The sequence below is a fragment of the Dactylosporangium sp. NPDC006015 genome, assembly GCF_040614215.1.
In the GTDB taxonomy this organism is placed as follows: domain Bacteria; phylum Actinomycetota; class Actinomycetes; order Mycobacteriales; family Micromonosporaceae; genus Dactylosporangium; species Dactylosporangium maewongense.
Genome location: NZ_JBEXUD010000029.1, coordinates 79,793 through 103,694 on the forward strand (window position 1 = coordinate 79,793; position 23,902 = coordinate 103,694).

Genomic DNA, 23,902 nt, shown 5'->3' on the forward strand with positions numbered 1-23,902 from the left:
CCGCTCGTGGTGCCGCCGCTCGTGGCGCCAGGAAGGTCGACCGGCGGCTGGAGGCGGCCCAGCACGCCTGGTCCGCCGTGTCCGGCAACCCCATGTTCCGCGCCCTCGCCAGCGACCCGACCGGCAACGACCCGCGGGCGCTGCGGATGCAGTGGGCGGAGGACACGCAGCTGATCCGCGACCGCGGCCACGCCCGGGTCTACGCCGACGGCACGGTGATCGCCAACAAGCACTCGCCGCTGGAGCCCGACGAGTGGGTCTGGGTGTTCGCGCACTGCGCGCTGCACCTCGGCTTCGGCCACCTCTGCCTCGGGCCGGCGGATGCCGCTTCACCGCCCGACACCGAGCTTGCCGTCGCGCGCTGCGTTGTCGTGGCCCGGTTCCAGGCGGAGCTGCGGCTCGGCCGCCCTCCGGTGCTGCTGCCGCCGCTGCCGACCGCTTTCGAGGAGCAGCTCGCCGAGCGCTGGCGGATCTCCGGCATTCCTTCCGGCCTGTCCGGCTGTTCCGCGGGCGGCGCCGGCCCCGACCTCGTGCCGCCCGCATCGCTCCCGACGTTTTCCGCTGCGTCTCTTCCGGCTGTCACGCTCTCGTGGCCGGACCGCTTCGCCCTGGGCCTCGGCCAGGCCGCGGCCGAGGCCGTCGACGAGGCCGGGGCGCTGCGGCCGGTCCCCGGTCGCAAGATCGACGAGGCGTGGGAGGTCGCCCGGCGCTGGTTCGTTTCGTCGTACCCGCTGCTGGCCGGCCTGGCCGCGGGCTTCACGATCGTCAGCGACGTCGCCGTGGCCCGCGACCTGTCGATCAGCGTCGCCGCCGTCGACCCGTCCGCCGCCGAGATCTACGTCAACCCCCTCGCGCCGCTCACCACGGAGGAGCGCCGCTTCGTCATCGCGCACGAGATGCTGCACGCCGCCCTGCGCCACGGCGACCGGATCGCGCATCGCGACCCGTACCTGTGGAACGTCGCCACCGACTACGTCATCAACGGCTGGCTCGTCGAGATGGCCGTCGGCGACCTACCCGAAGGCGTCCTGTACGACCCGCGCTTCAAGGACGCCGGCGCCGAGGAGGTGTACGACCTCATCGCCACCGACCTGCGCCGCCTGCGCCGCCTCGGCACGCTGCGGGGCCGCGGCATGGGCGACATCCTCAGCGACGCCCGCCGTACCCACCGCGGCACCGAGCTCGACGAGTACTACCGCCGCGCCCTCGCGACCGGCCTGGCCTTCCACGAGTCCAACGGCCGCGGCCTCCTGCCGTCCGGCCTGGTCGAGGAGATCCGCGCCCTGGACCACCCGCCGCTGCCGTGGGACGCGCAGCTCGCCAACTGGTTCGCCGAGCACGTCCGCTCCCCCACCCCGCGCCGCTCCTACGCCCGCGCCTCCCGCCGCCAGAGCTCCACGCCGCACATCCCCCGGCCCGGCTGGCTCTGGCCCGAGGAGGAGTCCTTCCACGCCACGTTCGGCGTCGTGCTCGACACCTCCGGCTCGATGGACCGCACCCTGCTCGGCAAGGCCCTCGGCGCGATCGCCTCCTACGCCACCGCCCGCGACGTGCCGGCCGCCCGCGTCGTGTTCTGCGACGCGGCCGCGTACGACGCCGGCTACCTCCCCGTCGCCGACATCGCCGGCCGGGTCAAGGTGAAGGGCCGCGGCGGCACCATCCTGCAGCCCGCCATCAACCTCCTGGAACGCGCCCCGGACTTCCCCGCCGACGCCCCGATCCTGATCATCACCGACGGCTACTGCGACCCCATCCGCGTACGCCGCGAACACGCCTTCCTCATCCCAGAAACCACCCGCCTCCTCTTCACCCCCCGAGGCCCCGTCTTCCGCCTCCGCTGACCCCCAGACTCGACGACCACCCGCACCCGCCGTGATCCAAGGACACCCCTGGCCGCCCGCACAGCCACCACACGCCTTCGATCACGCCAACCACGACCCCGACCGCCCCGCGGAGAAGACCGCGACGGCGGAGGCCAAGTCCCACACGCGGACAGCAACCAGGACAGCCAACCCGAATGCCAAACCCCCCGGCCACGCACCAAGCCAGCATGGTCGAAGGACGACCCAGGCCGCCCGGACAGCCACCATGCGACATCGATCACGACGACCACGACCACGATCGCCCCGCGGGCTACCAAGACCCGCCTGTGCGAGTTCGGCAATCAGAGTGGGGGCAGCACTGGTCGTGAACCACGGCGGCGAGCGCAGCGTCGGCGGTCGGTGTGATGTGGGTGGGTTGTGAGAGCCAACGACGGTATGGAAGCACCGAATGACGCCCTCGACAGTGCTGGACCATGCGAGGACGGCGGCCGGGAAACATCACCGCAACGACGGCACGGACCTCAACGACGGCACCTGGCGCCCGGCCCCCCAACCGGGCGGGAAGAACCCCACCTCCGCGCTGGCCTGACCTGTCAGCCAGAAGGATCGGCGAACCCGCACGCGGAGAGCAGCCAGGACGCCGACCCGAATTGCCCCAACCCCTCGGCCAAGCACCCAGCCACCATGATCGAAGGACGACCCTGGCCGCCCGGACAGCCACCACGCGACATCGATCACGACGACCACGGCCACGATCGCCCCGCGGGCTACCAAGACCCGCCTGTGCGAGTTCAGCGATCCGAGTGGGGCAGCACGGCACGGCCGCAGCCATGCCACCTGGCGTTCGGCCTCCAGTTGGACAGAAAGAACCCGCCCTCCGCGCTGGCCTGACCTGCGGCCGGACGGATCAGCGGACCCGCATGCGAACAGCAACCAGGACAGCCCAACCCGGATGCCGAACCCCTCGGCCGAGCACCACAGCCACCATGATCGAAGGACGACCCTGGGTAACTATTCAGGTGCCCCCCGAATCGCGCTGACCTGCGACTCCGCGAGTGCGGCCGATCAGCGGACCGACCGCGAGCCGATAGTTATGCCCGGATAAGTCACGTTTCGTCATCCACTGTGGACGGATGCATTGCTCCCGGCGCAACGCTCCGACCTGGGGGACCTCATCCGTTCGGAGTACCTGAATAGTTACGACCCTGGCTGCCCGGACAGCCGCTACGCGACTTCGATCACGAGGGCCACGACCGCGATTGACCCGCGGGTTACCAAGGGCGCGGGCGGGAGCCGTGCGGTTCCGGGGGCCGGGGCTGCCAGAACCGCACGGGGTTGTGGAGGACGAGGGTCAGTCGGTGCGGAGCTCGCGGGCTTCGGCGTTGACGACCAGTTCGGAAAGCTTGGAGCGGAGGCGGTCCTTGAGGTCGGCGGGGGCCAGCTCGGAGCCGCAGCAGCGGGCCACGAGCGCCTTCACCTCCTGCTCGATGCCGAACTCGCGCAGGCAGGGCGAGCACTCGTCGAGGTGGTCGCGGATGAGCGAACGGCGGTCGTCGGTGCACTCGAGGTCGAGGTAGAGATACACCTCGGCGAGGACGGCGCCGCAGTCTGTCTCGTGCGGGTCTCCACAGCTCATCGGACTCAGACCTCGCTCGGCTCAGCGGACGGGGTGCGGGTGAAACCCCGGTCGGCAGCATAAGTCTCGAGCGAACGGCGGAGGTTGCGCCGGCCGCGGTGCAGACGGGACATCACGGTGCCGATGGGCGTGTTCATGATGTCGGCGATCTCCTTGTAGGAGAAGCCCTCGACGTCGGCGAGGTAGACGGCGAGCCGGAACTCCTCCGGCAGCGACTGCAGCGCCTCCTTGACGTCGGAGTCGGGCAGCCGGTCGAGGGCCTCGGTCTCGGCGGAGCGCAGCCCGCTGGACGTGTGCGACTCGGCTTCGGCGAGCTGCCAGTCGGTGATCTCCTCCGTGGGCGCCTGGACGGGCTGGCGCTGACGGCGACGGTAGGAGTTGATGTAGGTGTTGGTCAGGATGCGGTAGAGCCAGGCCTTGAGGTTGGTGCCCGTCTCGAACTGGTGAAACGCCGCATACGCCTTGAGGAACGTCTCCTGGACGAGGTCCTCCGCGTCGGCCGGGTTGCGCGTCATGCGCAGGGCCGCCGCATACAGCTGATCGATGAAGGGCAACGCGTCGTGCTCGAACCGGATGCGCTGCTGCACCGCGCTCTCGCTGCTGACCACTCGTGCGACTCCAACCCTCGACCGTCCTGCCGAGGATACGCCGAGTTGCTGAGTGACTTCAGAGTTTGTGGCGCCCGTCAACCGCTCGCGGGCGATCGGTTGCCAGGACGGATCGGGCTCCGCGTCCGTCGCCGCCGGCCACGACGGGCTGAACAGCAGCTCGCGGATGCGTTGATCCTCGCGCTCAAGTGTTGCCACGAGTTGACTTCCCTCCACAGGCAACGCCTCGGCAGCGTCGCACGCTCCGTGTAACAACCGCGCCACCCCCGCAATTCCTACCCGCCTGCCCCGGCGGCCGGCCTTTTGGATTGGGACCGGCCGGCCACCGGGAACAGGAAGGGCCTGGGAGTTTGCGGAACGACATCGGTCCGCGGTGTGGAGAGCGTGTCCGGTTTGCACCGGTCACACACTGTTCAACGAGCCGGGTCGGCGGTGGTGACGAACGCCACGGCGATGGCGGCGAGCCGGTCGGGTGCCTTCGACAGCGCGTGGGTCTCGCCGGGCAGCACCTCGACGTGGACCGCCGGGCCCGGCGAAGGCACGCCGAAGGAGTCCCGGTCGCCGTTGAGCACGAGGGTCGGCACGCCCGTGCGCAGCTCGTCCGCGCGGGTGACGTCCGGCTTGCCGGGCGGGTGCAGCGGGAAGGCGAGCGCCAGGATGCGGTCGGCGCCGGCCTCGGCCGCGGTGCGGCAGGCGACCCTGGCGCCGCTGGACCGGCCGCCGACGACGAGGGTGTCGATCGCCACCCTGCGGCGCAGCTCAGCGACGACGGCGAGCCAGGCGGCGTCGAGCTGCCTGGCGGGTGCCGGTGGGCGGCGGGCGCCGGCGACCCGGTAGGGCTGCGTCACCATGGCGACGGCCGCCCCGGCGTCGAGCACGGCGGCACGGACCGCCACGAGGTCGACGGCGTCGACGTCACCGCCGGCGCCGTGGCCCAGGACGAGCAGCGTCCCCGTGTACCCCGCCGGGACGTCGAGCGAGAAGCGCGCGACCCCGTGCGGGGTCTCGACCTCCTGCCCGACGAGCGACCGCTTGGCCCGCGACCTGCTCCGCCGACCAACCGGCACACCGGAAGAGCCCGCCGGCGCAGCAGAGGAGCTCACCCGCGCACCAGAACGGCCCGCCCGTGCAGCAGAAGTGCCCGCCGGTGTACGAGCAGAAGGGCCGGCCGGGGAGCCTGGAAGGGCGCCGGCCGGCCCGTCGGTCAGCCGCTGGCGGCGCCGACCGGATCGCGCCGGTCGGTCGCGGTCCGGCCCACGCGCTGGATCGGCACCAACGGCAGGCATGCCATCGGGCCCATCCGGTGCTCGGCTGCCTGTGGCTGGCCCGTCAACGCGGGTTGTGGAGCGTCGCTGCGCCATGCGACGAGCATCGCACGCCGCTCACGCGGTGTGGTCGCTCCCCACACACCGTGGCAGTCGCCGACCTCCAGCGCCCAGGCCAGGCATGCGCCTTGGACGTCGCAGGTGCGGCACAACGCGACGGCAGCGTCGGCGGGCTCGCTCGGGGCCGGAAAGAACGTCTCCGGATCAACTGTCTGGCATGCGCCGCGGGTCCGCCAGGCATCATCGCCCTGTTGCTCGCGCACCGCGCGCAACAGACGCGGATCACGCTTGGCGGCAGCGACCTCATGCGGGCGTGGCATCCTCGCCCGGGTCATACACCCACCTCCCCCGTGGGTCAAACGAACACAAGGCAGGAAAACGTCGGGATGCCCCCATCCGACATTGACCTACCGGCGCTGTGTTCTATCGCACAAACACCTGCAAATACAAGAGTTTTCACGCGGATAGGCAAAACCTGCCGGGGAGGAAATGGACGTACAGCCTAAAAGAGGGTCAGATCGATCGGCTCGACGTCACTCGATCGCAGGGCCGGCGCCGGCACGCGGTCGAGCAAATCACGGCCGTCGTTACGTACGTCACCCACGCGCGCGCCGACCGGGCGGAGCTCCAGCCGCGCGACGTGCTCGGACGGCGTCGGGGCCAGCAGCCGCTCATCGACGGGTGCCGCCAGCCACTCGTCCCACCGCGACGGCGGCAGCATCAGCGGCATGCGGTCGTGAATGAGCGCCAGATCGTCCACGGCGGGCGCGGTGATGATGCTGCAGGTGAGCACCCGGTCGTCACCTTTCCCCCACACCGTCCAGATGCCGGCGAACACGCACGGCTCGTCGTCACCGAGCGTCATGAAATACGCCTGCTTGTCCTTGCCGTCCCCGCGTTTCCATTCGAACCAGCCGTCGGCGGGCACGAGGCAGCGCCGCTTCGCGAACGACTGCGCGAACGCCTTCGACTCCGCGACCGTCTCGGACCGGGCGTTGATCATCCGGGCGCCCACCTTGAGGTCGGCGGCCCACGGGGGCACCAGACCCCAGCGGGCGCTGCTCAGGACGCGGCCGCCGGCGGACTGGGAGACGCGCACCACCGGGACCTGGTCCGTCGGGGCGACGTTGTAGTCCGGCTCGAGCCCGTCCGTCTCGTCGGTGGCCTCGAACAGCGCGCTCAGGTCAACGTTGCTGCGGGATGTCGCATACCGACCACACATGCCCATTACGGTACCCGTGACGAATGAGGCATTGTCAGCAGTCGCTACCCAGCGGCACGGGCCGCACACTGTACGCGTGCCTCACCTGACCGCCCCCGTGTCCCTGCCGTGGATCGCGCCGACCGCCTCGGCGCCGGTCACCGCCACGGTCCGGCTCCCCGGTTCGAAGTCGATGACGGCCCGGGCGCTGGTCCTCGGCGCGCTGTCCCTGGGCGCCACCACCCTGCGTGGTCCCCTGCGGGCCCGCGACACCGAGCTGATGGCGGCGGGCCTGCGCGCCATGGGCTGCCACGTGTCCACCTCCGACGAGAACCTGTGGGTGCTGCGCCCCCGCCCGTTGTGCGGCCCCGCCCGGATCGACGTCGGCACCGCAGGCACGGTCCTGCGTTTCCTCCCACCGGTCGCCGGGCTCGCCGACGGTGCCGTCACCTTCGACGGCGACGAGCGCAGCCGCACGCGGCCGGTGGCGCCCCTGATCGGCGCGCTGCGCACGCTCGGCGCGCGGGTCGACTACGGCGCCGGGCTGCCGCTGACGGTGCACGGCATCGGCCGGGTCACCGGCGGCGCGGCGACGATCGACGCGTCGGCCTCCAGCCAGATGCTGTCGGGGCTGCTGCTGGCCGCGCCCGAGTTCGACCGCGGTCTCACCGTGCGCCACGCCGGCCCGCCGCTGCCCCGCGCGCCCCACCTGCGCATGACGGTGCAGATGCTGCGCGCCGCCGGGGCCGGCATCGACGACAGCCGGCCGGACATGTGGGTGGTCGAGCCCGGCCGGCTCAACGGCCGCGCCTGGGACATCGAGCCGGACCTGCTGGGCGCCGCGCCGTTCCTCGCCGCGGCGCTGGTCACCGGCGGCACCGTGACCGTCGCCGGCTGGCCGCGCTCCGGCATCCAGGCCGGCCACCGGCTGCTGGACCTGCTGCGCCAGATGGGCGGCTCACCCGCGGTCACCCGGCAGGGGCTGGTCGTGCGCGGCACCGGCACGGTCCGCGGCCTCACCGCCGACCTGGCCGACGTCGCGGAGCTGGCCCCGGTGCTCGCCGCGCTCGCCGCCGTCGCGGACTCCCCGTCGCACCTGCACGGCCTGGCGCACCTGGGCGCCCACGAGACCGACCGGCTCGCCGCGCTCGTCGAGGGCCTGACGGGGCTCGGCGCGGACATCGCCCAGGACCACGACGGCCTGCGGATCCGGCCCCGCCCGCTGCGCGGCGGCACGTTCCCCACGCGGGACGACCACCGCCTCGCGCAGGCCGCCGCCGTCGTCGGGCTCGCCGTCGGCGGGGTGCGGCTGGACGACGTGACATGCACCGCGAAGACACTGCCGGACTTCCCCCGGCTATGGTCAACGATGGTGCACGGTCCGGGCTCGGTTGGAGGACAAGACTGACGCGCAAGCGCGAGTACGACGAGGATGACGTCCGGGTCCGCCCGAGCCGGTCCTCGCGACCCCGCACGCGCACCCGGCCGAAGCACAGCGACGCGGTCGAGGGGTTCGTCGTGGCGGTCGACCGCGGGCGGTACACCTGCCACATCGCCGGGACCGACGCGGTCGTGACCGCCATGCGCGCCCGCGAGCTGGGCCGCCGTGGCGTGGTCGTCGGCGACAACGTCCAGATCGTGGGGGACGTGACCGGGCGGCCCGACACCCTCGCGAGGATCGTGCGCATCGACGACCGCAGGTCGGTGCTGATGCGCACCGCCGACGACGAGGAGGGCTCGACCGAGGGGCGCTTCGAGCGCGTCGTGGTCGCCAACGCCGAGCAGCTCGTGATCGTCAACTCGCTGCACGACCCGCCGCCGCGGACGGGCTTCATCGACCGGTGCCTGGTCGCCGCGTACGACGCCGAGATCGAGCCGCTGCTGTGCCTCACCAAGGGTGACCTGGCGGGCCCGGAGGCGGTGCTGGACTACTACTCCGAGCTGGACCTGCCGTATGTGCTGTGCCGGCCGGGCGAGCCCATCGACGACCTCGTCGCGGCGCTGAGCGGCAAGGTGTCGGTGATGATCGGCCACTCGGGCGTCGGCAAGTCGACGCTGGTCAACCGGCTCGTGCCGGGCACCGACCGGGCGGTCGGCGTGGTCAGCGCCGTCGGCAAGGGCCGGCACACGTCCACCAGCGCCGTGGCGCTGCGCCTGCCAGAAAGCAAGCTGCGCCTGCCGGAAAGCAAGAGGAGCGGCGGCTGGATCATCGACACGCCGGGCGTACGGTCGTTCGGCCTGGCGCACGTGTCGGCGGACAGTCTGCTGCACGGGTTCCCCGACCTGGTCGAGGCGTCGACCCGGTGCGCGCCCAACTGCGACCACACCGGCGCCGGCGGCGAGTGCGGCCTGGACATGCTGGTCGCCGAGGGCGGCGCCGACCCGAGGCGGCTCGCCTCGTTCCGCCGCCTCCTCGCATCCAAGGAAGGCACCGCGGAACCCACCGAGCCGACGGACGAGGCCTACGAGGCCTAGCCAAGGACGAGGCCCAGGCAAGGACGAGGCCTAGACGGCCACCGGCCCGCCCGTACGCCAGTAGACGCCGTCGGCGCGGGAGAGCAGCTGGTTGTCGACGAGGTAGCGCCGCAGCGCCGCGTGGTCGTCGAACCAGGCCCGCAGCACCGCGTTGACCTCCCGCTCCGGATAGCGCACGCCCGGCTCGAACGACGACGCGATGTGCTCCAGCACCACCAGGCGCTTGCCGTGAGCGGCGGGCATCTGGGTCAGCCGGCCGTCGACGACGAACGTGCGCAGGATCTGGTCGCGCTGGCGGTCGGGGTCCATGGCCGCGGCCGCGGCCGGGGTCGCGGCGTGGGCGCGGACGGACTCCTTGAAGACCTCGACGTCGGCGCGCAGGGCACCATCGCCGCCGGTCAGCAGCCCGCCCTGCTGCAGCCGTCCGACGGCGGCCGCGACGGCGCGGGCCGGCAGGCCGGTCGCCGCCCCGATCGCGGCGAGCCCCGGCGCTCCGAGCACCACGGCGGCATAGACCCGGAGCCGGTCCTCTTCGGCAAGGAGGCCACACAGGGCGGCCGGCGAGGTGGTCACAAACGGCGACAGTACTGCCAGAAGGTGGCGATCGTCGGCTAAGTTTCCGCGCATGGCGCGCTACGCGGACGACCTGGCCCTCGCTCACCTGCTTGCCGACACCGCGGACGCGATCGCCGTTCCCCGGTTCCGGGCCCAGGATCTGCACGTGTCGACGAAGCCCGATCTGACGCCCGTGACGGAGGCCGACACGGCGGTCGAGAAGGCGCTGCGGGCGACGCTGCAGCGGGCCCGGCCGCGCGACGGGGTCCTCGGCGAGGAGTACGGGGCGACCGAGGCCGCCGCCGGTCCGGGGACGCGCCAGTGGGTGATCGACCCGATCGACGGCACGAAGAACTATGTCCGCGGGGTACCGATCTGGGCGACCCTGATCGCGTTGATGGAGGGCGCCCAGCCGGTGGTCGGGCTGGTGTCCGCGCCGGCGCTCGGGCGGCGCTGGTGGGGCGCGCTCGGTCACGGAGCGTATGCCGGACGCCACACGGCCGCGGCGACGCCGATCCGGGTGAGCGGTGTCGACCGGCTCGCCGACGCGAGCTTCTGCTACTCGTCGCTGGGCGGCTGGGAGGAGGCCGGGCGGCTCAACGCCATCCTCGACCTGACCCGCCGGACGTGGCGCCAGCGGGCGTACGGCGACTTCTACGGCTACATGCTGCTGGCCGAGGGCGCCGTGGACATCATGGTCGAGCCGGAGCTGTCGCTGTGGGACCTCGCGGCGCTGGTGCCGATCGTGACCGAGGCCGGCGGCACGTTCACCGACCTGCAGGGCGAGCCGGGCCCGGGCGGCGGGAGCGCGATCGCTACGAACGGTCACCTTCACGAGGACGTTCTCACCCGTTTGGGAAACCCCAGATTGTCTGGTTTGTCAGGCTAAACCGAATAGTCCGCATGCCACTCCCCCGAACCGGGTCTATCCTCTCCGGGTGGCATCTTGGAGTTGGCTCTTCCTCGGCGCGATGATCGCTGCCTACGGAGTGGCCAACCTGCTGCAATCCGTAGCCGCCGCACGCACTGACCTGCATCACGGGTTCCACCCGATGCTGCTGCTGCGCCTGGGCCGGCACAAGTCCTACCTCGTCGGCGTCGCGTGCCAGTTCGGTGGTTTCGCGCTCGCGTTCTTCGCCCGCCGGGACCTGCCGCTGTTCCTGGTGCAGTCGGCGATGGCGGCCGGGCTCGGGGTGACCGCGCTGCTCGGCGTCCTCATCCTCAAGTGGCGGCTGCCGAGGACCGAGCTCGCCCTGCTGGTGCTGCTCGCGTTCGGTCTCGCCGCCCTGGTACTGGCCGCGAAGCCCGCCCCGTCGCGGCAGCTCGGCACGGCGGGCGTGGCCGGGCTCGTCGCCGCGCTCGGGGTGATCGCGGTCATCGGCTTCTTCGCCGGCCGGCTGCACGGCGCGCCCGGCTCGGTGGCGCTCGGCGCCCTGTCCGGGGTGGCGTTCGGCGCCGCGGCCGTCGCGTCCCGCCCGCTCGCCTCCGCCGACAACCTGGGCCAGTTCTTCACCGACCCGCTGTCCTACCTGCTGATCGCCCACTCGCTCGTCGGCCAGCTGCTGCTCGGCCTGGCGATGCAGCGCGGATCGACCACCGCCGCGGTCGCCGCCATGGACGCCGCCGGCGCGGTGCCCGCCGCCCTGGTCGGCCTGTTCTTCCTCGGCGACGGCGTGTGGCCGGGCAAGGAGTGGCTGGTGGCGGCCGGCTTCGTGCTCACCCTCGGCAGCGTGATCGGGCTCAGCTTCTACGCCGAGCCGCAGCACCACCACCCGATCACCCGCGAGGCGAAGACCCTCGTGCTCAGTGGTTCGCGTGAACCTGCCAGGCGACCTGCTGGTCGCTCAGTTGTGCCGCAAACACCGCCGGCTCGTCGATGACCCCGGTGAAGTAGCCGTTCGCCGGACGGTTCGGCCAGCCGGCGAGGCTGATCCCGCCGACCCGCCAGTAGCCGGTCGAGCTCTCCGCGGCGGTCTGCGCGGCGTTCGCGGCGACCAGGTTCCCGTCGGCGTAGAGCCGCAGCCCGGCGGCCCCGACGCTGGCCGCCACGTGGTGCCAGGCGCCGTCGGCGTAGGTCGTGCCCGCGGGCGAGCGCAGCGTCACGTATGAGCCGGGGTAGACGCCGAACGTCAGCCGGCCGCCGCTGTCGACGTAGAGCAGCCGGTCCCGGGTCCCGCTGTAGCCGGTCGCGGCGGTGCCGAAGCCGATCACCGCGCCGCCCGTCCAGGTGCGGATCCATGCCTCGACCGTGAACGGGCCCGGGTTGCTGACGGTCGTGTTCGAGGACAGGTTCGTGACGCCGCGGTAGCCGGTCGCGGTGCTCGCCGACTGCCCCTGCTGGGCGCCCTGCAGCGCGCCGGGCAGCCCGGCGGTGATCACCGTGAAGCTCTGGTCGGTGCGCACGGCCGGCAGGCTACCGGCGGCATAGCTGGTGGCCACATTGCCGGTGAACGACATCGCCGAGTGGACCCCGTCCCGGCCGGTCGCCCAGCCGGCGGCGGCGCCGAGGCCGGCCCGGTTCGCGGCGCCGGAGAGGTCCTCGACCACGGGTGCCCGCGCCCTCGTCCGCCGGCCACCAGGTCGAGGCACCCTGGACCGGCGCCTGGTAGGTGCCGGGGTGCGCCGAGCCGGACGCGTCGGCGGCCACGGTCGTCGTATCCTCGCCGCGCCAGTACGCCCACGGCGTGTCACCCGTCACCGCCGCCGGGTAGGTCGGGAAGGTCGCCGCGGCGGTGGCGGAGTTGCCGGTGTTGGCCGTGCTCGCGGTGAACGCGGCGCCGGCGCCGGCCGGGACGACCAGCGCCAGCAGCGCGAGCAGCAGCACCAGCCGGGTCATCACGACGTTGTGTTCGAGCTGCTCAGAATCGTCGTGCGGGGCGTCGCCGCCGCAACGCTGGCCTGCGTCGGCGCGATGCTGCTCGCCACGCTCGTGCCGGTGGCGTTTGGGTGGGACAGCCAGGTCGTGCTGACCGGCTCGATGCGGCCCGGGATCGCGCCCGGCGACCTGGTGGTGTCGGCGCCGGTGGCCCCCGAGCGGGTCCGGCCGGGGCAGGTCGTCGTGGTCGAGGACCCGGCCCGGCCCGGCACGCTGCTGGTGCACCGGGTCGTGCGGCGCAACGCCGACGGCACCCTCACCACGAAGGGCGACGCCAACTCGACGGAGGACCCGGCGGCGGTGCCGGCGGCCGGCGTACGCGGCCTCGCCCGGCTCCGGGGTGCCGAAGGTGGGCCTGCCGGCACTGTGGCTGCGCGAGGGGCGGACGCTGCCGGTGCTCGGCGCGTTCGCGGCGCTGATCGCCCTCGGCCGGCTGGCCCGGACGACCGGCAGGCGCCCCAAGCACACGGCGGGGCGGGCCGGAGGGCACCGGACGTCAGGCGTTCGGGCGACCCGGGTGGCAACTCAGAGGACCCGACCCGCACCCCGGTAATTGTTCAGACCTTCCCCGCGCGACCGATCTGGTCAATCGCGGGGAATTTCCTGACGACGGCGAGCGGAATGGAGGCGGACTTGCTGACACGCACGCTCAGCACCTGGTTCGCGGCCTGGATGGCGCTGCTCACCGTGGCGTTCTACCTGTGGCCCGGCCAGCACATGCTCTGGTGGGGCGCGATCGGCCTGTCCAGCACCATCGGCGTCGTCGTCGGCGTGGCCGTGCACCGCCCCCGGCGCCGCTGGCCGTGGTACCTGCTCGCCGCCGCGCTCTTCACGTTCGGCTCCGGCGACTTCGTCTACAACCTGCTCACCGACGTGTTCGGGATGACCAACCCGTTCCCTTCGGTCAACGACGTGCTGTACCTGGCGATGTACCCCCTCGTCGCGGGCGGCCTGCTCGGCTTCATCCGGTCCAGGACCGGCCGCAACGACCGCGACAGCCTGCTCGACGCGGCCACGCTCACCATCGGCATCGCCCTGCTGGCGTGGATCTTCCTGATCGACCCGTACGTGCGCAGCACCGAGCTGACGCTGGTGCAGAAGCTGGTCTCCATCGCGTACCCCCTCGGCGACGTGCTCACCCTCGCGGTGTTCGCCCGCCTGATCACCGGCGGCGGGCGGCGCAGCCCGTCGATCGTCATCCTCGGCACCGGCACCGCCGGACTGCTCGTCGCCGACGTCGTGTACGGCCTGATCCAGCTCAACGGCGACTGGCACGTCGGCGGCCCCACGGACCTCGGCTGGGTGCTCTGCTACTCGGCGTGGGCCGCGGCCGCGCTGCACCCGTCGATGGTGGAGCTCACCGAGCCGGCCCGGTCCCGGCCGGGCGAGGTCGGCGTGCGCCGGATCGCGCTGCTCGGCGCCGCGTCGCTGATCGCGCCCGGGGTGCTGCTGGTCGAGGCGAGCCTCGGCACGGTCCGCGACGCGGCCGTCATCGCCGTCATGTCCGGCCTCATGTTCGTGCTGGTGCTCACCCGCCTCGCCGGTGTCATGGGCAACCACCGCCAGTCGATGGCCCGCGAGCGGGAGCTCCGCGAGGCGACGACCACGCTGGTGTCGGCCGCCGACACCGCGGAGACCCTCGCCGCCGTGCGGCACACCGTGGACCGGCTGCTGCCGGAAGGGGTGGCCCACGCGGTCGCGCTGGTACGCGCCGAGCGGGTCGACGAGCCGGGGCTGGTCCGCGTGTCGGGCCTGGACCCGGACGTCCGGGAGCTGCTGCGCGGCTACAGCTCGGCGCTGCGCCACCCGATGGGCATCGAAGGCATGCTGTACGTGGGCGCGCCGACGGAGGCGCTGCAGTCGCTGCAGAGCACGTTCGAGGTGCTCGCCTCGCAGGCGGCGATGGCCCTGGAGCGCATGACGCTGACCGCCGAGGTCAACCGGCGCAGCAGCGAGGCGTACTTCCGGACCCTGATCCACAACACGTCCGACGTGATCCTCATCGTCGACGAGCACGACCTGATCCAGTACTGCAGCCCGTCCGCCGGCACCGTGTTCGGCGACGAGCGGCTCGCCGGCTACGAGCTGTGGGAGTTCGTCGCCGCCGACGAGCGGGCCCGCCTCGCCGAGCTGCTCGCCCAGGTCCGTGGCGGGATGCACGCGCACAACCAGATGGACCTGCGCGCGGAGCGCGTCGACGGCGCCGGCCTCATGGTCGAGGTCGACTGCCGCGACCTGCGCGACGACCAGACCGTCGGCGGCCTGGTGCTCACGGTGCGGGACGTGACCGAGCGCCGGCAGCTGGAGGAGCAGCTGATCCGCCAGGCGTTCCACGACTCGCTCACGGGCCTGGCCAACCGGGTGCTCTTCCAGGACCGGGTGGAGCAGTCCGTGGCCCGGTCCAAGCGCGACGAGAGCCTGGTCGGCGTCCTGTTCATCGACCTGGACGACTTCAAGATCGTCAACGACACCCTGGGGCACGCCGTCGGCGACGCGCTGCTGATCGCGGTCGGCGAGCGGATCACCGGGGCGCTGCGCGACACCGACACGGTCGCCCGGCTCGGCGGCGACGAGTTCGCCGCGCTGATCGAGACCGACTCGATGGCCGACCTGGAGCTCGCGGCCGAGCGGATCGTGCTCGCGCTCGCCGAGCCGTTCGAGATCGCCGGCCAGGACGTCAACGGCATCTCCAGCGTCGGGCTGTCCACCACCGTCGACGCGAGCTCCGCCGAGGAGCTCATGCGCCAGGCCGACCTCGCCCTGTACGTGGCGAAGGGCGCCGGCAAGGGCCAGTGGCGGCGCTACCAGTCGGACCTGCACACCGCGGTGCTCGAGCGGCTGGAGCTGCGCGCCGCGCTCGACCAGGCGGTCAAGGAGCAGCAGTTCGTGCTCCAGTACCAGCCGATCGTGGACCTGGAGACCGGCTCGCCGCTGGGCTTCGAGGCACTCGTCCGGTGGAACCACCCGACCCGGGGCATGATCGCGCCCGGCCACTTCATCGAGGTGGCCGAGGAGAGCGGCCTGATCGTGCCGATGGGGCGGATGGTGCTCCAGCAGGCGCTCAACACCGTCGGCCGGTGGCAGCGCTCCTCGGCGCCGGGCGCATTGCGGTACATCAGCGTCAACGTCTCCGTCCGGCAGTTCCGCACCCCCGGCTTCGTCGAGGAGGTCCGGCAGCTGCTGCGGGCCTCGGGCGTGGAGCCCGGCACGCTGCTGCTGGAGATCACCGAGAGCCTGCTGCTACGCAACGACGAACAGGTCAAGGCCGACTTCGACGCGCTGCGGGCAATGGGCGTCCGGCTCGCGATCGACGACTTCGGCACCGGCTATTCGTCGCTGTCGTACCTGCAACACATGCCGATCGACGTGCTCAAGATCGACAAGTCGTTCATCGACGACATGCTGGAGTCCAAACAGCAGCGGGCGGTCGTCACCGCCATCGTCACCCTCGCCCAGACGCTCGACCTCGCGGTCGTGGCCGAGGGCGTCGAGGAGTCCGCGCAGGCGCTCGCCCTGCGCGACATGGGGTGCCCGTACGGCCAGGGCTACCTCTTCGCGAAGCCGCTCTCCGAGCGGGACGCCTTCGCCATGATCCCCAAAGCGGCACCTTTCGCCGCGATGGCCTGAAACACCGTTTCACCAGCGCGGCGACCCCGCCGCAGTGCAACAGGTCACCCAACCGGACAGCAACCGCGCCGGACCGGATGACGCACCAATTGCCCGTTGCAATGGATTGCGACACCCCTTCAACCGAAAGGCAGGACGAATGACCGTCAGCCCGATGCACAGCACCAAGGCCAGCTACATCCGCCGTGACGGGCGGTGGGCCGACCTCGAGCGCCTGCGCACGAGCAGCCCGATGTACGACGCCACGATCGAGGAGATCAGCGGCCGCCGCATCCGGGTCGGCCAGCACTGGCTGTCGGACTTCGCCTCCTGCAACTACCTCGGCTTCGACCTGGAGCCGGAGATCATGGACGCGGTCGACCCGTACATCCGCACCTGGGGCACCCACCCCAGCTGGTCGCGGCTGCTGGGCAACCCGAAGCCGTACATCGAGATCGAGGAGCGCCTCACCGAGCTGCTCGGCGCCCCCGACACGCTGCTGCTGCCGACGATCACCCACATCCACATGTCGGTGATCCCGATCCTCGCCGGCCAGGGCATGATCTTCCTGGACTCGCAGTCGCACAAGACGATCTACGACGGCTGCATGTACGCCAAGGGCCTCGGCGCGACCGTCACCCGCTTCCGCGCCAACGACCCGGAGCACCTCGAGGAGCTGCTGAAGGCGGCGCCGGCCGGCGTCACCCGCCTGGTCGCGATGGACGGCGTCAACTCGATGACCGGTCTCGCCCCCGACCTGGCCCGCTTCGCGCAGGTCTGCCGCGAGAACGACGCGCTGCTCTACGTCGACGAGGCACACGGCTTCGGCGTCATCGGCGAGCGCACCCCGGACGAGACCTCACCCTACGGCTCCCGCGGCAACGCGATCGTCAAGTACGCCGGCGAGACCTACGACAACATCGTGCTGGTCGGCGGCTTCTCCAAGTCGTACTCGTCGCTGATGGCGTTCCTGGCGCTGCCGACGTGGCTGAAGAACCACCTCAAGGTCGCCGCCCCGCCGTACCTGTACTCGGGCCCGTCGCCGACGGCGTCGCTCGCCACCGTCATGGCCGGCCTCGACGTCAACGACAAGCGCGGCGACGAGATCCGCGCCGACCTCTACCGCAAGACGATGCACGTGCTCGACCACGTCCGGGCCCTCGGCCTGTACACGCCGAACACCGGCACCACGCCCATCATCGAGCTGCCCCTGGCGGAAGGCCAGGACATCCAGGAGATCGGGCAGTTCCTCTGGGACCGGGGCATCTACGTCACCCTGGCCGCCTACCCGCTGGTCCCCCGCGACCAGGTCGGCTTCCGCGTGCAGGTGACGGCGGCGAACACGTACGAGGAGCTGGACCAGCTCAACGTGGTGCTCTCCGAGCTCGCCGACCGCCAGCAGCTGCGCGACGCGGCCTGATGGCGAAGCACCGCGCCCCGCGACAGCTCCCGGGTCTGCTCGTCCCCCTCCGGCAGCGGGAGTTCCGCCTGCTGTGGACGGGGATGAGCACCTCGCTGATCGGCGACGGCATCCTGCTCGTCGCCCTGGCCTGGCAGGTGTACGCGCTGTCCGGCGCGCCCGCGGCGATGTCCGTCGTCGGGTTCGCCCTCTCGCTGCCCCAGGTCGCCACGCTGCTGTTCGGCGGGGTGATCAGCGACCGGTTCGACCGGCGGAAGATCATGCTGTGCACCGACCTGGTGCGGGGCGCGGTGCTCACCGTCCTGACCGTGCTCAGCCTGACCGGCGTGGTCCAGGTGTGGCACATCGTGGGGCTCGTGGCGGTCTACGGGGCCGCCTCGGGCTTCTTCGGCCCGGCCTTCGACTCGATCGTGCCGCAGCTGGTGCCGGAGGACGACCTGGTCCAGGCGAACGCCCTCGACCAGTTCGTCCGGCCGGCGGCGCTGCAGATGGCCGGCCCCTCGATCGGCGGCATCCTGATCGCGATCGGGGGTAGCGGGTTGGCGTTCGCGTTGGACGCGGTCACGTTCGCGATCTCCGCGACCTGCCTGTGGCTGATGCGGCCGGTGCGCAACGAACAGGGTGACGAAGCCGCGGGCTCGGTCTGGGAGGAGTTCAAGGAGGGTATGAACTACGTCCGCGGCAACGTGTGGCTATGGGGCACCTTCCTCGCCGCGACCTTCGCCTACCTGCTCTTCATCGGCCCGACCGAGGTCCTGCTGCCGTTCGTGGTGAAGAACGAGCTGCACGGCACCGCCGGCGACCTCGGCCTGGTGCTCGCCAGCGGCGGCATCGGGGCGATCGCGGCGGCCCTGATCGTCGGCCAGCGTGGTGTACCGCGCAGCTACATGCCCTTCATCTACATCACCTGGACGCTCGCCACCCTCGCCGTCGCGGGCTACGGCATGGCGACCGCCTCCTGGCACCTCGCCATCGCGTGCGCCCTGGTCAACGGCCTGGAAGCGGCCGGCACCATCGCCTGGGCGACGGCGAAGCAGAAGCTCGTGCCGGAGGAGCTGCTCGGCCGGGTGTCCAGCGTCGACTGGTTCATCTCGATCGCCCTCGTGCCGCTGTCCTACGCGATGGCCGCCCCCGTGGCCTCGGCGATCGGCGTGCAGAACACCCTCGTGGGCGCGGGCGTCCTCGGCGCGATCGTCACCTTCGCGTTCCTCTTCCTGCCGGGCATGCGCTCGCCCAGACAACTGGTGGTGAGCCCGTCATGAGCGACCCGATCGAGATGGTGGACCGGCTGGGGATGGCGTTCCTCTCGCAGGATGTCGCCGCGGTACTGGCGTGCTTCGTCCCCGACGACGACATCACGTACGTGGGCAGCGAGGCCGGCGAGTCCGCGACCGGTCGCATCTCGGTCGAGAAGCTCCTCGAGACGCTCTTCGCCCGGCCGGAGTCATACAGCTGGCAGGCCACCGCGGCGACGGTGCACTCGGTGCCCAGCGGCGCGTTCGTCCTCGCCGAGGCCGACGGCAGCGAGCACCACCCGAACGGGTCGGTCACCCCGTTCCCCTACCGGGTGACGGGCCTGCTGTCCCGGCGTGCGTCGGGGGTCTGGCTGTGGCGCGCTGTACAGGGTGCCGAACCTACCTGACGCAGACTAACAGTGTTAGTTTAATGGGCATGCGTGCCGTCTACTTCGCCGCCGCGCGGCGGACCCCCATCGGGAAGCTGCGCGGCGGCCTCAGCCATGTCCGCCCCGACGACCTCGCCGCCACCGTGATCCGGACGCTGGTCGAGGGCATCGACCCCGCCCGCGTCGACGAGGTCTACTGGGGCGCCGCCAACCAGGCCGGCGAGGACAACCGCAACGTCGCCCGCATGGCCGTGCTGCTCGCCGGGCTGCCCGAGTCGGTGCCCGGCGCGACCGTCAACCGGCTGTGCGCGTCCGGCATGGAGGCGGTGACCGTCGCCGCCCGCACCATCGCCGCCGGGGAGGCCGACGTGGTCGTCGCCGGCGGGTCCGAGTCGATGAGCAGGGCGCCGTTCGTGCTCCCCCGGCCCGACGACGCGCTGCCGCACGCGATGACCCTCGCCGACACCCGCCTCGGCTGGCGCCTCACCAACCCGCTCATGAAGGACCTGCACGGCGTCCTGAGCATGGGCGAGACGGCCGAGGAGGTCGCCGCCCGCTACGACGTGTCCCGCGACCGGCAGGACGCGTTCGCGCTGCGCAGCCACCAGCTCGCCGCCGCCGCCCGGGACGCCGGCCACTTCGCCGACGAGATCATCCCCGTCGAGGGAGTCGCCGCCGACGAGGGCATCCGGGCCGACACCAGCCTCGCCAAGCTCGGCAACCTGAAGCCGGTCTTCAAGGCGGGCGGCACGGTCACCGCCGGCAACTCCTCCCCGCTCAACGACGGCGCCGCCGGCCTGCTCCTGGTCAGCGAGGAGGCGCTGGGCGAGCTCGGCCTGGAGCCGCTCGGCCGCTACGTCGCCGGCGCCTCCGCCGGCGTGCACCCCGACGTGATGGGCATCGGCCCCGTCCCCGCCACCGCCCGGGTCCTCGCCCGCAGCGGCTGGAAGCTCGGCGACGTGCAGTCCGCCGAGCTCAACGAGGCCTTCGCCGCGCAGGCGCTCGCCGTCACCGACCAGCTGGGGCTCGATCCCGACCTGGTCAACCCGTCCGGCGGCGCGATCGCCCTCGGCCACCCGCTGGGCTGCTCCGGCGCCCGCATCCTGACCACCCTGCTGCACCGCATGCGCCGCACCGGCGCCACCCGCGGCCTCGCCACCATGTGCGTCGGCGTCGGGCAGGGTTCCGCCGTCCTCGTGGAGAACTGACATGTCGCGATTCAACGGAAAAGTTGCTCTGGTGACCGGGGCCGCGCAGGGCATCGGCCTGGCGACGGCCCGCCTGCTCGCCGCCCAGGGCGCCCGCGTCGCGCTGCTCGACCTGGACGCGTCCCGCGTCCCCGACGGCGTCGGCACCGCGTACTCCTGCGACGTCACCGACCAGGGCGCGGTCGACCGCACGTTCGACCGCGTCGTCGAGGACCTCGGCTCGCTCGACATCCTCGTCAACAACGCCGGCATCACCCGCGACAACCTGCTCTTCAAGATGCCGTTCGAGGAGTGGGAGGCGGTCCTCACCACCAACCTGACCAGCATGTTCCTGTGCTGCCACGCCGCGCAGCGGCACATGGTGCCGGCCCGCTCCGGCCGCATCGTCAACCTCAGCAGCCGCTCCGCGCTCGGCAACCGCGGCCAGGCCAACTACGCCGCGGCCAAGGCCGGCGTCCAGGGCCTCACCGCGACCCTGGCGATCGAGCTCGGCCCGTACAACATCACCGTCAACGCCGTCGCGCCCGGCTACATCGCCACGCCGATGACCGCCGCCACCGCGTCCCGCGTCGGCAGCACCCCGGAGGACCACCAGAAGGAGGTCGCCGCCCGCACCCCGCTGCGCCGGGTCGGCCAGCCGGAGGAGGTCGCCGCCGCGATCGCGTTCCTCGCCAGCGACGAGGCCTCCTACGTCTCCGGCCAGACCCTCTACGTCAACGGCGGCGCCCGCTAGCCGGCCCGTAACGTAACAGAACCTTAAAGCGCGCAACGCTACGACCTGCGCACATAGAGGTACTTCTTTTGTGAAAGAAACTTAACTGATACAGTCCCTGCCCATCGATCCCATCGATGTGGAGGGCTCGCTATGAGAGCGCAACGTCGAACATTTGCCCTGATTGCCGGCGCGGCGGTGACGCTAGTGGCGGGCATGGTCATGGCCACCGTCACCCAGGCGGAGGCCGCCAGCAACGCCGCCGCCGCCGTCGCGTGCTCGGCGCCCGCGTGGGCGGAGGGCAACACCTACACGGCCGGCACGCAGGTCACCTACGGCGGGAAGCTGTACCAGGCGCTGGTCACGCACACCGCGTACGTGGGTGCGGGCTGGAACCCGGCGTCGACCCCGTCGCTGTGGAAGGACCTCGGCGCGTGCACCGGCGGCACGCCCAGCACCAGCCCGAGCGCGAGCAGGAGCCCGAGCACCAGCCCGAGCGCCAGCCGGAGCCCCAGCACCAGCCCGAGCGCGAGCAAGAGCCCGAGCAGCAGCCCGTCCACGTCGACGTCGCCGGGCGGCAGCACCTGCGCGGTGAAGTCGCGGCCCGCCGGGAAGGTCCTGCAGGGCTACTGGGAGAACTGGGACGGCGCCTCGAACGGCGTGCACCCGGGCATGGGCTGGGTCCCGATCACCGACGCGCGGATCAAGCAGCACGGGTACAACGTCATCAACGCCGCGTTCCCCGTGATCCGGTCCGACGGCACCGTGCTGTGGGAGGACGGCATGGACGCCGGCGTCAAGGTGTCCACGCCCGCCGAAATGTGCGCGGCGAAGGCCGCCGGCGCGACGATCCTCATGTCGATCGGTGGTGCGGCGGCCGGCATCGACCTGAGCTCCAGCACCGTCGCCGACCGGTTCGTCGCGACGATCGTGCCGATCCTCAAGACCTACAACTTCGACGGCATCGACATCGACATCGAGACCGGGCTCACCGGCAGCGGCAACATCAACACGCTGTCGACGTCGCAGGCGAACCTGATCCGGATCATCGACGGCGTGCTCGCGCAGATGCCGTCGAACTTCGGCCTGACGATGGCGCCGGAGACGGCGTACGTGACCGGCGGCAGCGTCACCTACGGCTCGATCTGGGGCTCGTACCTGCCGATCATCAAGAAGTACGTCGACAACGGCCGGCTGTGGTGGCTGAACATGCAGTACTACAACGGCAGCATGTACGGCTGCGCCGGTGACTCCTACTCGGCCGGCACCGTGCAGGGCTTCCAGGTGCAGACGAACTGCCTCAACAGCGGCCTCACCATCCAGGGCGTCACGATCCGGGTGCCCTACGACAAGCAGGTCCCCGGCCTGCCCGCCCAGACCGGTGCGGGTGGCGGCTACATGAGCCCGTCGCTGGTGTCGCAGGCGTACAACACCCAGCTCAAGGGCCTGATGACCTGGTCGATCAACTGGGACGGCTCGAAGGGCTGGTCCTTCGGCGACAACGTGAAGTCGCTGCAGGGCCGCTAACCGGCGGCAGCCGCCGCCACGACGCCCGCCGCGATGAGCGACAGATCGGCAGCGGTCGTCACGTACGGCGGCATCGTGTAGATCAGATCGCGGAACGGCCGCAGCCACACCCCGTGCGCTGCGGCCGCCCGCGTCGCCGCCACCATGTCCACCTCGTGGTCGAGCTGGACGACGCCGATCCCGCCGAGGACCCGTACATCGGCGACACCCGGCACCTCGCGGGCCTCCTCCAGACCGGAGGAGAGCACCGTGGAGATCCGCTTCACGTCGCCCTGCCAGTCGCCGCCGAGGAGCAGGTCCACCGACGCCCCGGCGACCGCGCAGGCCAGCGGGTTGGCCATGAACGTGGGGCCGTGCGCCAGGACCGGCACGCTCCCCTGCGAGATGCCGTCGGCGACCTCGGCGGTGCACAGGGTCGCGGCGAGCGACAGGTACCCACCGGTGAGCGCCTTGCCCAGGCACATCACGTCGGGCGAGACCCCGGCATGGTCGGCGGCGAACAGCGCGCCGGTGCGGCCGAACCCGGTCGCGATCTCGTCGAAGATCAGCAGGACGTCCGCGTCGCGGGTCGCGTCCCGCAGCACCCGCAGGTACTCCGGCGCGTGGAAGCGCATCCCACCGGCGCCCTGCACGACCGGCTCGACGATCACCGCCGCGAGCTCGTGCGCGTGCTCGTGGATGAGCGCGGTCAGCGCCGCCGCGTAGGCCGGGTCGAACGCCGCCGGCGGCTCCGGCGCGAACACCTGCGCCGGCAGCACCCCCGTCCACAGGCTGTGCATCCCGCCGTCGGGGTCGCAGACCGACATCGGGTGGAAGGTGTCGCCGTGGTAGCCGCCGCGCCAGGTCAGCAGCCGGCGCTTCGCGGGGCGGCCCAGCGAACGCTGGTACTGCAGGCACATCTTCACCGCGACCTCGACCGACACCGACCCCGAGTCGCTGAAGAACACGTGCCGCAGCGGCTCCGGTGTCAGCTCGACGAGGCGCGCCGCGAGCGAGACCGCCGGCTCGTGCGTGAACCCGCCGAACATCACGTGGCTCATCCGGCCGAGCTGCCCCAGCGCGGCCGCGTCGAGGACCGGGTGCCGGTACCCGTGGATCGCCGACCACCACGACGCCATCCCGTCGACCAGCTCGTCGTGGCCCTCGAACGGCTCCGCCAGGCGGATCCGCACCCCCTCCGCCGAGGCCGCGACGAGCGGGGCGCTCCGCCCGGGCATCGGCCCGTACGGGTGCCAGACGTGCGCCCGGTCCAACGCCAGCAGCTCCTCGACACGCATGCAGCGACCCTATCGACGCCGGCCGGAGGA

21 protein-coding genes and 1 pseudogene are annotated in these 23,902 nt (G+C 71.9%); 13 read left to right on the top strand and 9 right to left on the bottom strand.

Features of this window, described 5'->3' with window-relative positions:
• Positions 1–92 precede the first annotated feature (92 nt).
• Positions 93–1,841 carry a hypothetical protein gene (locus tag ABZ321_RS37955; RefSeq protein ID WP_354900420.1) on the top strand — a complete coding sequence of 583 codons (1,749 nt, stop codon included), beginning with the start codon at positions 93–95 and terminating at the stop codon, positions 1,839–1,841.
• A 430-nt stretch (positions 1,842–2,271) separates the two neighbouring features.
• On the top strand, positions 2,272–2,412 hold the full coding sequence (locus tag ABZ321_RS37960) for a hypothetical protein (RefSeq protein WP_354900357.1): 141 nt from the start codon (positions 2,272–2,274) through the stop codon (positions 2,410–2,412).
• Positions 2,413–3,174: 762 nt separating this feature from the next.
• On the opposite strand, the gene rsrA is transcribed toward ABZ321_RS37960, so the two are convergent.
• From rsrA to ABZ321_RS37985, 5 genes and pseudogenes are all read right to left on the bottom strand, one after another.
• Positions 3,175–3,459 (bottom strand): mycothiol system anti-sigma-R factor, encoded by a 285-nt coding sequence (gene rsrA / locus ABZ321_RS37965; RefSeq protein ID WP_344503689.1) that lies wholly within the window; start codon positions 3,457–3,459, stop codon positions 3,175–3,177.
• A 5-nt stretch (positions 3,460–3,464) separates the two neighbouring features.
• Positions 3,465–4,289: a sigma-70 family RNA polymerase sigma factor gene (locus ABZ321_RS37970; RefSeq protein WP_344504013.1), complete on the bottom strand. Its 825-nt coding sequence runs from the start codon at positions 4,287–4,289 to the stop codon at positions 3,465–3,467.
• A 191-nt stretch (positions 4,290–4,480) separates the two neighbouring features.
• Positions 4,481–5,134, bottom strand: a complete 654-nt coding sequence (locus tag ABZ321_RS37975) for an alpha/beta family hydrolase (RefSeq protein ID WP_354900359.1) — start codon at positions 5,132–5,134, stop codon at positions 4,481–4,483.
• Between the two features lie 269 nt (positions 5,135–5,403).
• A pseudogene (locus ABZ321_RS37980) lies at positions 5,404–5,727 on the bottom strand (WhiB family transcriptional regulator); the annotation flags it as partial.
• 167 nt (positions 5,728–5,894) lie between these two features.
• Complete coding sequence (locus tag ABZ321_RS37985; RefSeq protein ID WP_354900361.1) at positions 5,895–6,614, bottom strand: SOS response-associated peptidase; 720 nt, start codon at positions 6,612–6,614, stop codon at positions 5,895–5,897.
• A gap of 76 nt (positions 6,615–6,690) precedes the next feature.
• Between ABZ321_RS37985 and aroA the strand changes: the two genes are divergently transcribed.
• Both aroA and rsgA read left to right on the top strand, forming a co-directional pair.
• Positions 6,691–8,001, top strand: a complete 1,311-nt coding sequence (gene aroA, locus ABZ321_RS37990) for a 3-phosphoshikimate 1-carboxyvinyltransferase (RefSeq protein ID WP_354900363.1) — start codon at positions 6,691–6,693, stop codon at positions 7,999–8,001.
• Positions 7,953–9,068, top strand: a complete 1,116-nt coding sequence (rsgA, locus tag ABZ321_RS37995; RefSeq protein ID WP_354900365.1) for a ribosome small subunit-dependent GTPase A — start codon at positions 7,953–7,955, stop codon at positions 9,066–9,068. Before aroA ends, rsgA begins: the two co-directional genes overlap by 49 nt.
• Before the next feature lie 30 nt (positions 9,069–9,098).
• Here the strand turns inward: rsgA and ABZ321_RS38000 are convergent, their stop codons facing one another.
• On the bottom strand, positions 9,099–9,641 hold the full coding sequence (locus ABZ321_RS38000; protein WP_354900367.1) for a DUF2087 domain-containing protein: 543 nt from the start codon (positions 9,639–9,641) through the stop codon (positions 9,099–9,101).
• Positions 9,642–9,693: 52 nt separating this feature from the next.
• On the opposite strand from ABZ321_RS38000, the gene hisN reads away from it, so the two are divergent.
• On the top strand, positions 9,694–10,512 hold the full coding sequence (hisN, locus tag ABZ321_RS38005; RefSeq protein WP_344503695.1) for a histidinol-phosphatase: 819 nt from the start codon (positions 9,694–9,696) through the stop codon (positions 10,510–10,512).
• 82 nt (positions 10,513–10,594) lie between these two features.
• Positions 10,595–11,503, top strand: a complete 909-nt coding sequence (locus ABZ321_RS38010; protein WP_344504015.1) for a hypothetical protein — start codon at positions 10,595–10,597, stop codon at positions 11,501–11,503.
• Here the strand turns inward: ABZ321_RS38010 and ABZ321_RS38015 are convergent.
• Together ABZ321_RS38015 and ABZ321_RS38020 are read right to left on the bottom strand one after the other, a co-directional pair.
• Positions 11,427–12,080, bottom strand: coding sequence for a LamG domain-containing protein (locus ABZ321_RS38015; RefSeq protein ID WP_354900369.1), 654 nt, complete (start codon positions 12,078–12,080; stop codon positions 11,427–11,429). The two genes, ABZ321_RS38010 and ABZ321_RS38015, sit on opposite strands and share 77 nt — an antisense overlap.
• A complete protein-coding gene (locus ABZ321_RS38020; RefSeq protein ID WP_354900371.1) occupies positions 12,037–12,459 on the bottom strand; it encodes a hypothetical protein in 423 nt (140 codons plus the stop codon). Before ABZ321_RS38020 ends, ABZ321_RS38015 begins: the two co-directional genes overlap by 44 nt.
• A 9-nt stretch (positions 12,460–12,468) precedes the next feature.
• Between ABZ321_RS38020 and ABZ321_RS38025 the strand changes: the two genes are divergently transcribed.
• The 7 genes from ABZ321_RS38025 (at position 12,469) to ABZ321_RS38055 (ending at position 22,595) form a co-directional block, all read left to right on the top strand.
• Positions 12,469–16,125 carry a signal peptidase I gene (locus ABZ321_RS38025; RefSeq protein WP_354900373.1) on the top strand — a complete coding sequence of 1,219 codons (3,657 nt, stop codon included), beginning with the start codon at positions 12,469–12,471 and terminating at the stop codon, positions 16,123–16,125.
• A 154-nt stretch (positions 16,126–16,279) separates the two neighbouring features.
• Complete coding sequence (locus ABZ321_RS38030; protein ID WP_354900375.1) at positions 16,280–17,524, top strand: pyridoxal phosphate-dependent aminotransferase family protein; 1,245 nt, start codon at positions 16,280–16,282, stop codon at positions 17,522–17,524.
• Entirely contained in the window at positions 17,524–18,786 is a 1,263-nt protein-coding gene (locus ABZ321_RS38035) for an MFS transporter (RefSeq protein WP_344503700.1), read from the top strand. The genes ABZ321_RS38030 and ABZ321_RS38035 overlap by 1 nt, the downstream gene beginning before the upstream one ends.
• Positions 18,783–19,166 carry a nuclear transport factor 2 family protein gene (locus tag ABZ321_RS38040; protein WP_354900377.1) on the top strand — a complete coding sequence of 128 codons (384 nt, stop codon included), beginning with the start codon at positions 18,783–18,785 and terminating at the stop codon, positions 19,164–19,166. Before ABZ321_RS38035 ends, ABZ321_RS38040 begins: the two co-directional genes overlap by 4 nt.
• A gap of 29 nt (positions 19,167–19,195) precedes the next feature.
• Complete coding sequence (locus tag ABZ321_RS38045) at positions 19,196–20,356, top strand: thiolase family protein (RefSeq protein ID WP_344503702.1); 1,161 nt, start codon at positions 19,196–19,198, stop codon at positions 20,354–20,356.
• 1 nt (position 20,357) lies between these two features.
• The gene (fabG, locus tag ABZ321_RS38050) at positions 20,358–21,089 is read left to right on the top strand and encodes a 3-oxoacyl-ACP reductase FabG (protein WP_354900379.1); all 732 of its coding nucleotides are present in this window, start codon (positions 20,358–20,360) and stop codon (positions 21,087–21,089) included.
• A 132-nt stretch (positions 21,090–21,221) separates the two neighbouring features.
• Positions 21,222–22,595 carry a glycosyl hydrolase family 18 protein gene (locus tag ABZ321_RS38055; RefSeq protein WP_344503704.1) on the top strand — a complete coding sequence of 458 codons (1,374 nt, stop codon included), beginning with the start codon at positions 21,222–21,224 and terminating at the stop codon, positions 22,593–22,595.
• Here the strand turns inward: ABZ321_RS38055 and ABZ321_RS38060 are convergent.
• Positions 22,592–23,872 (bottom strand): adenosylmethionine--8-amino-7-oxononanoate transaminase, encoded by a 1,281-nt coding sequence (locus tag ABZ321_RS38060; RefSeq protein ID WP_354900381.1) that lies wholly within the window; start codon positions 23,870–23,872, stop codon positions 22,592–22,594. The genes ABZ321_RS38055 and ABZ321_RS38060 overlap by 4 nt on opposite strands.
• Between the last annotated feature and the right edge of the window lie 30 nt (positions 23,873–23,902).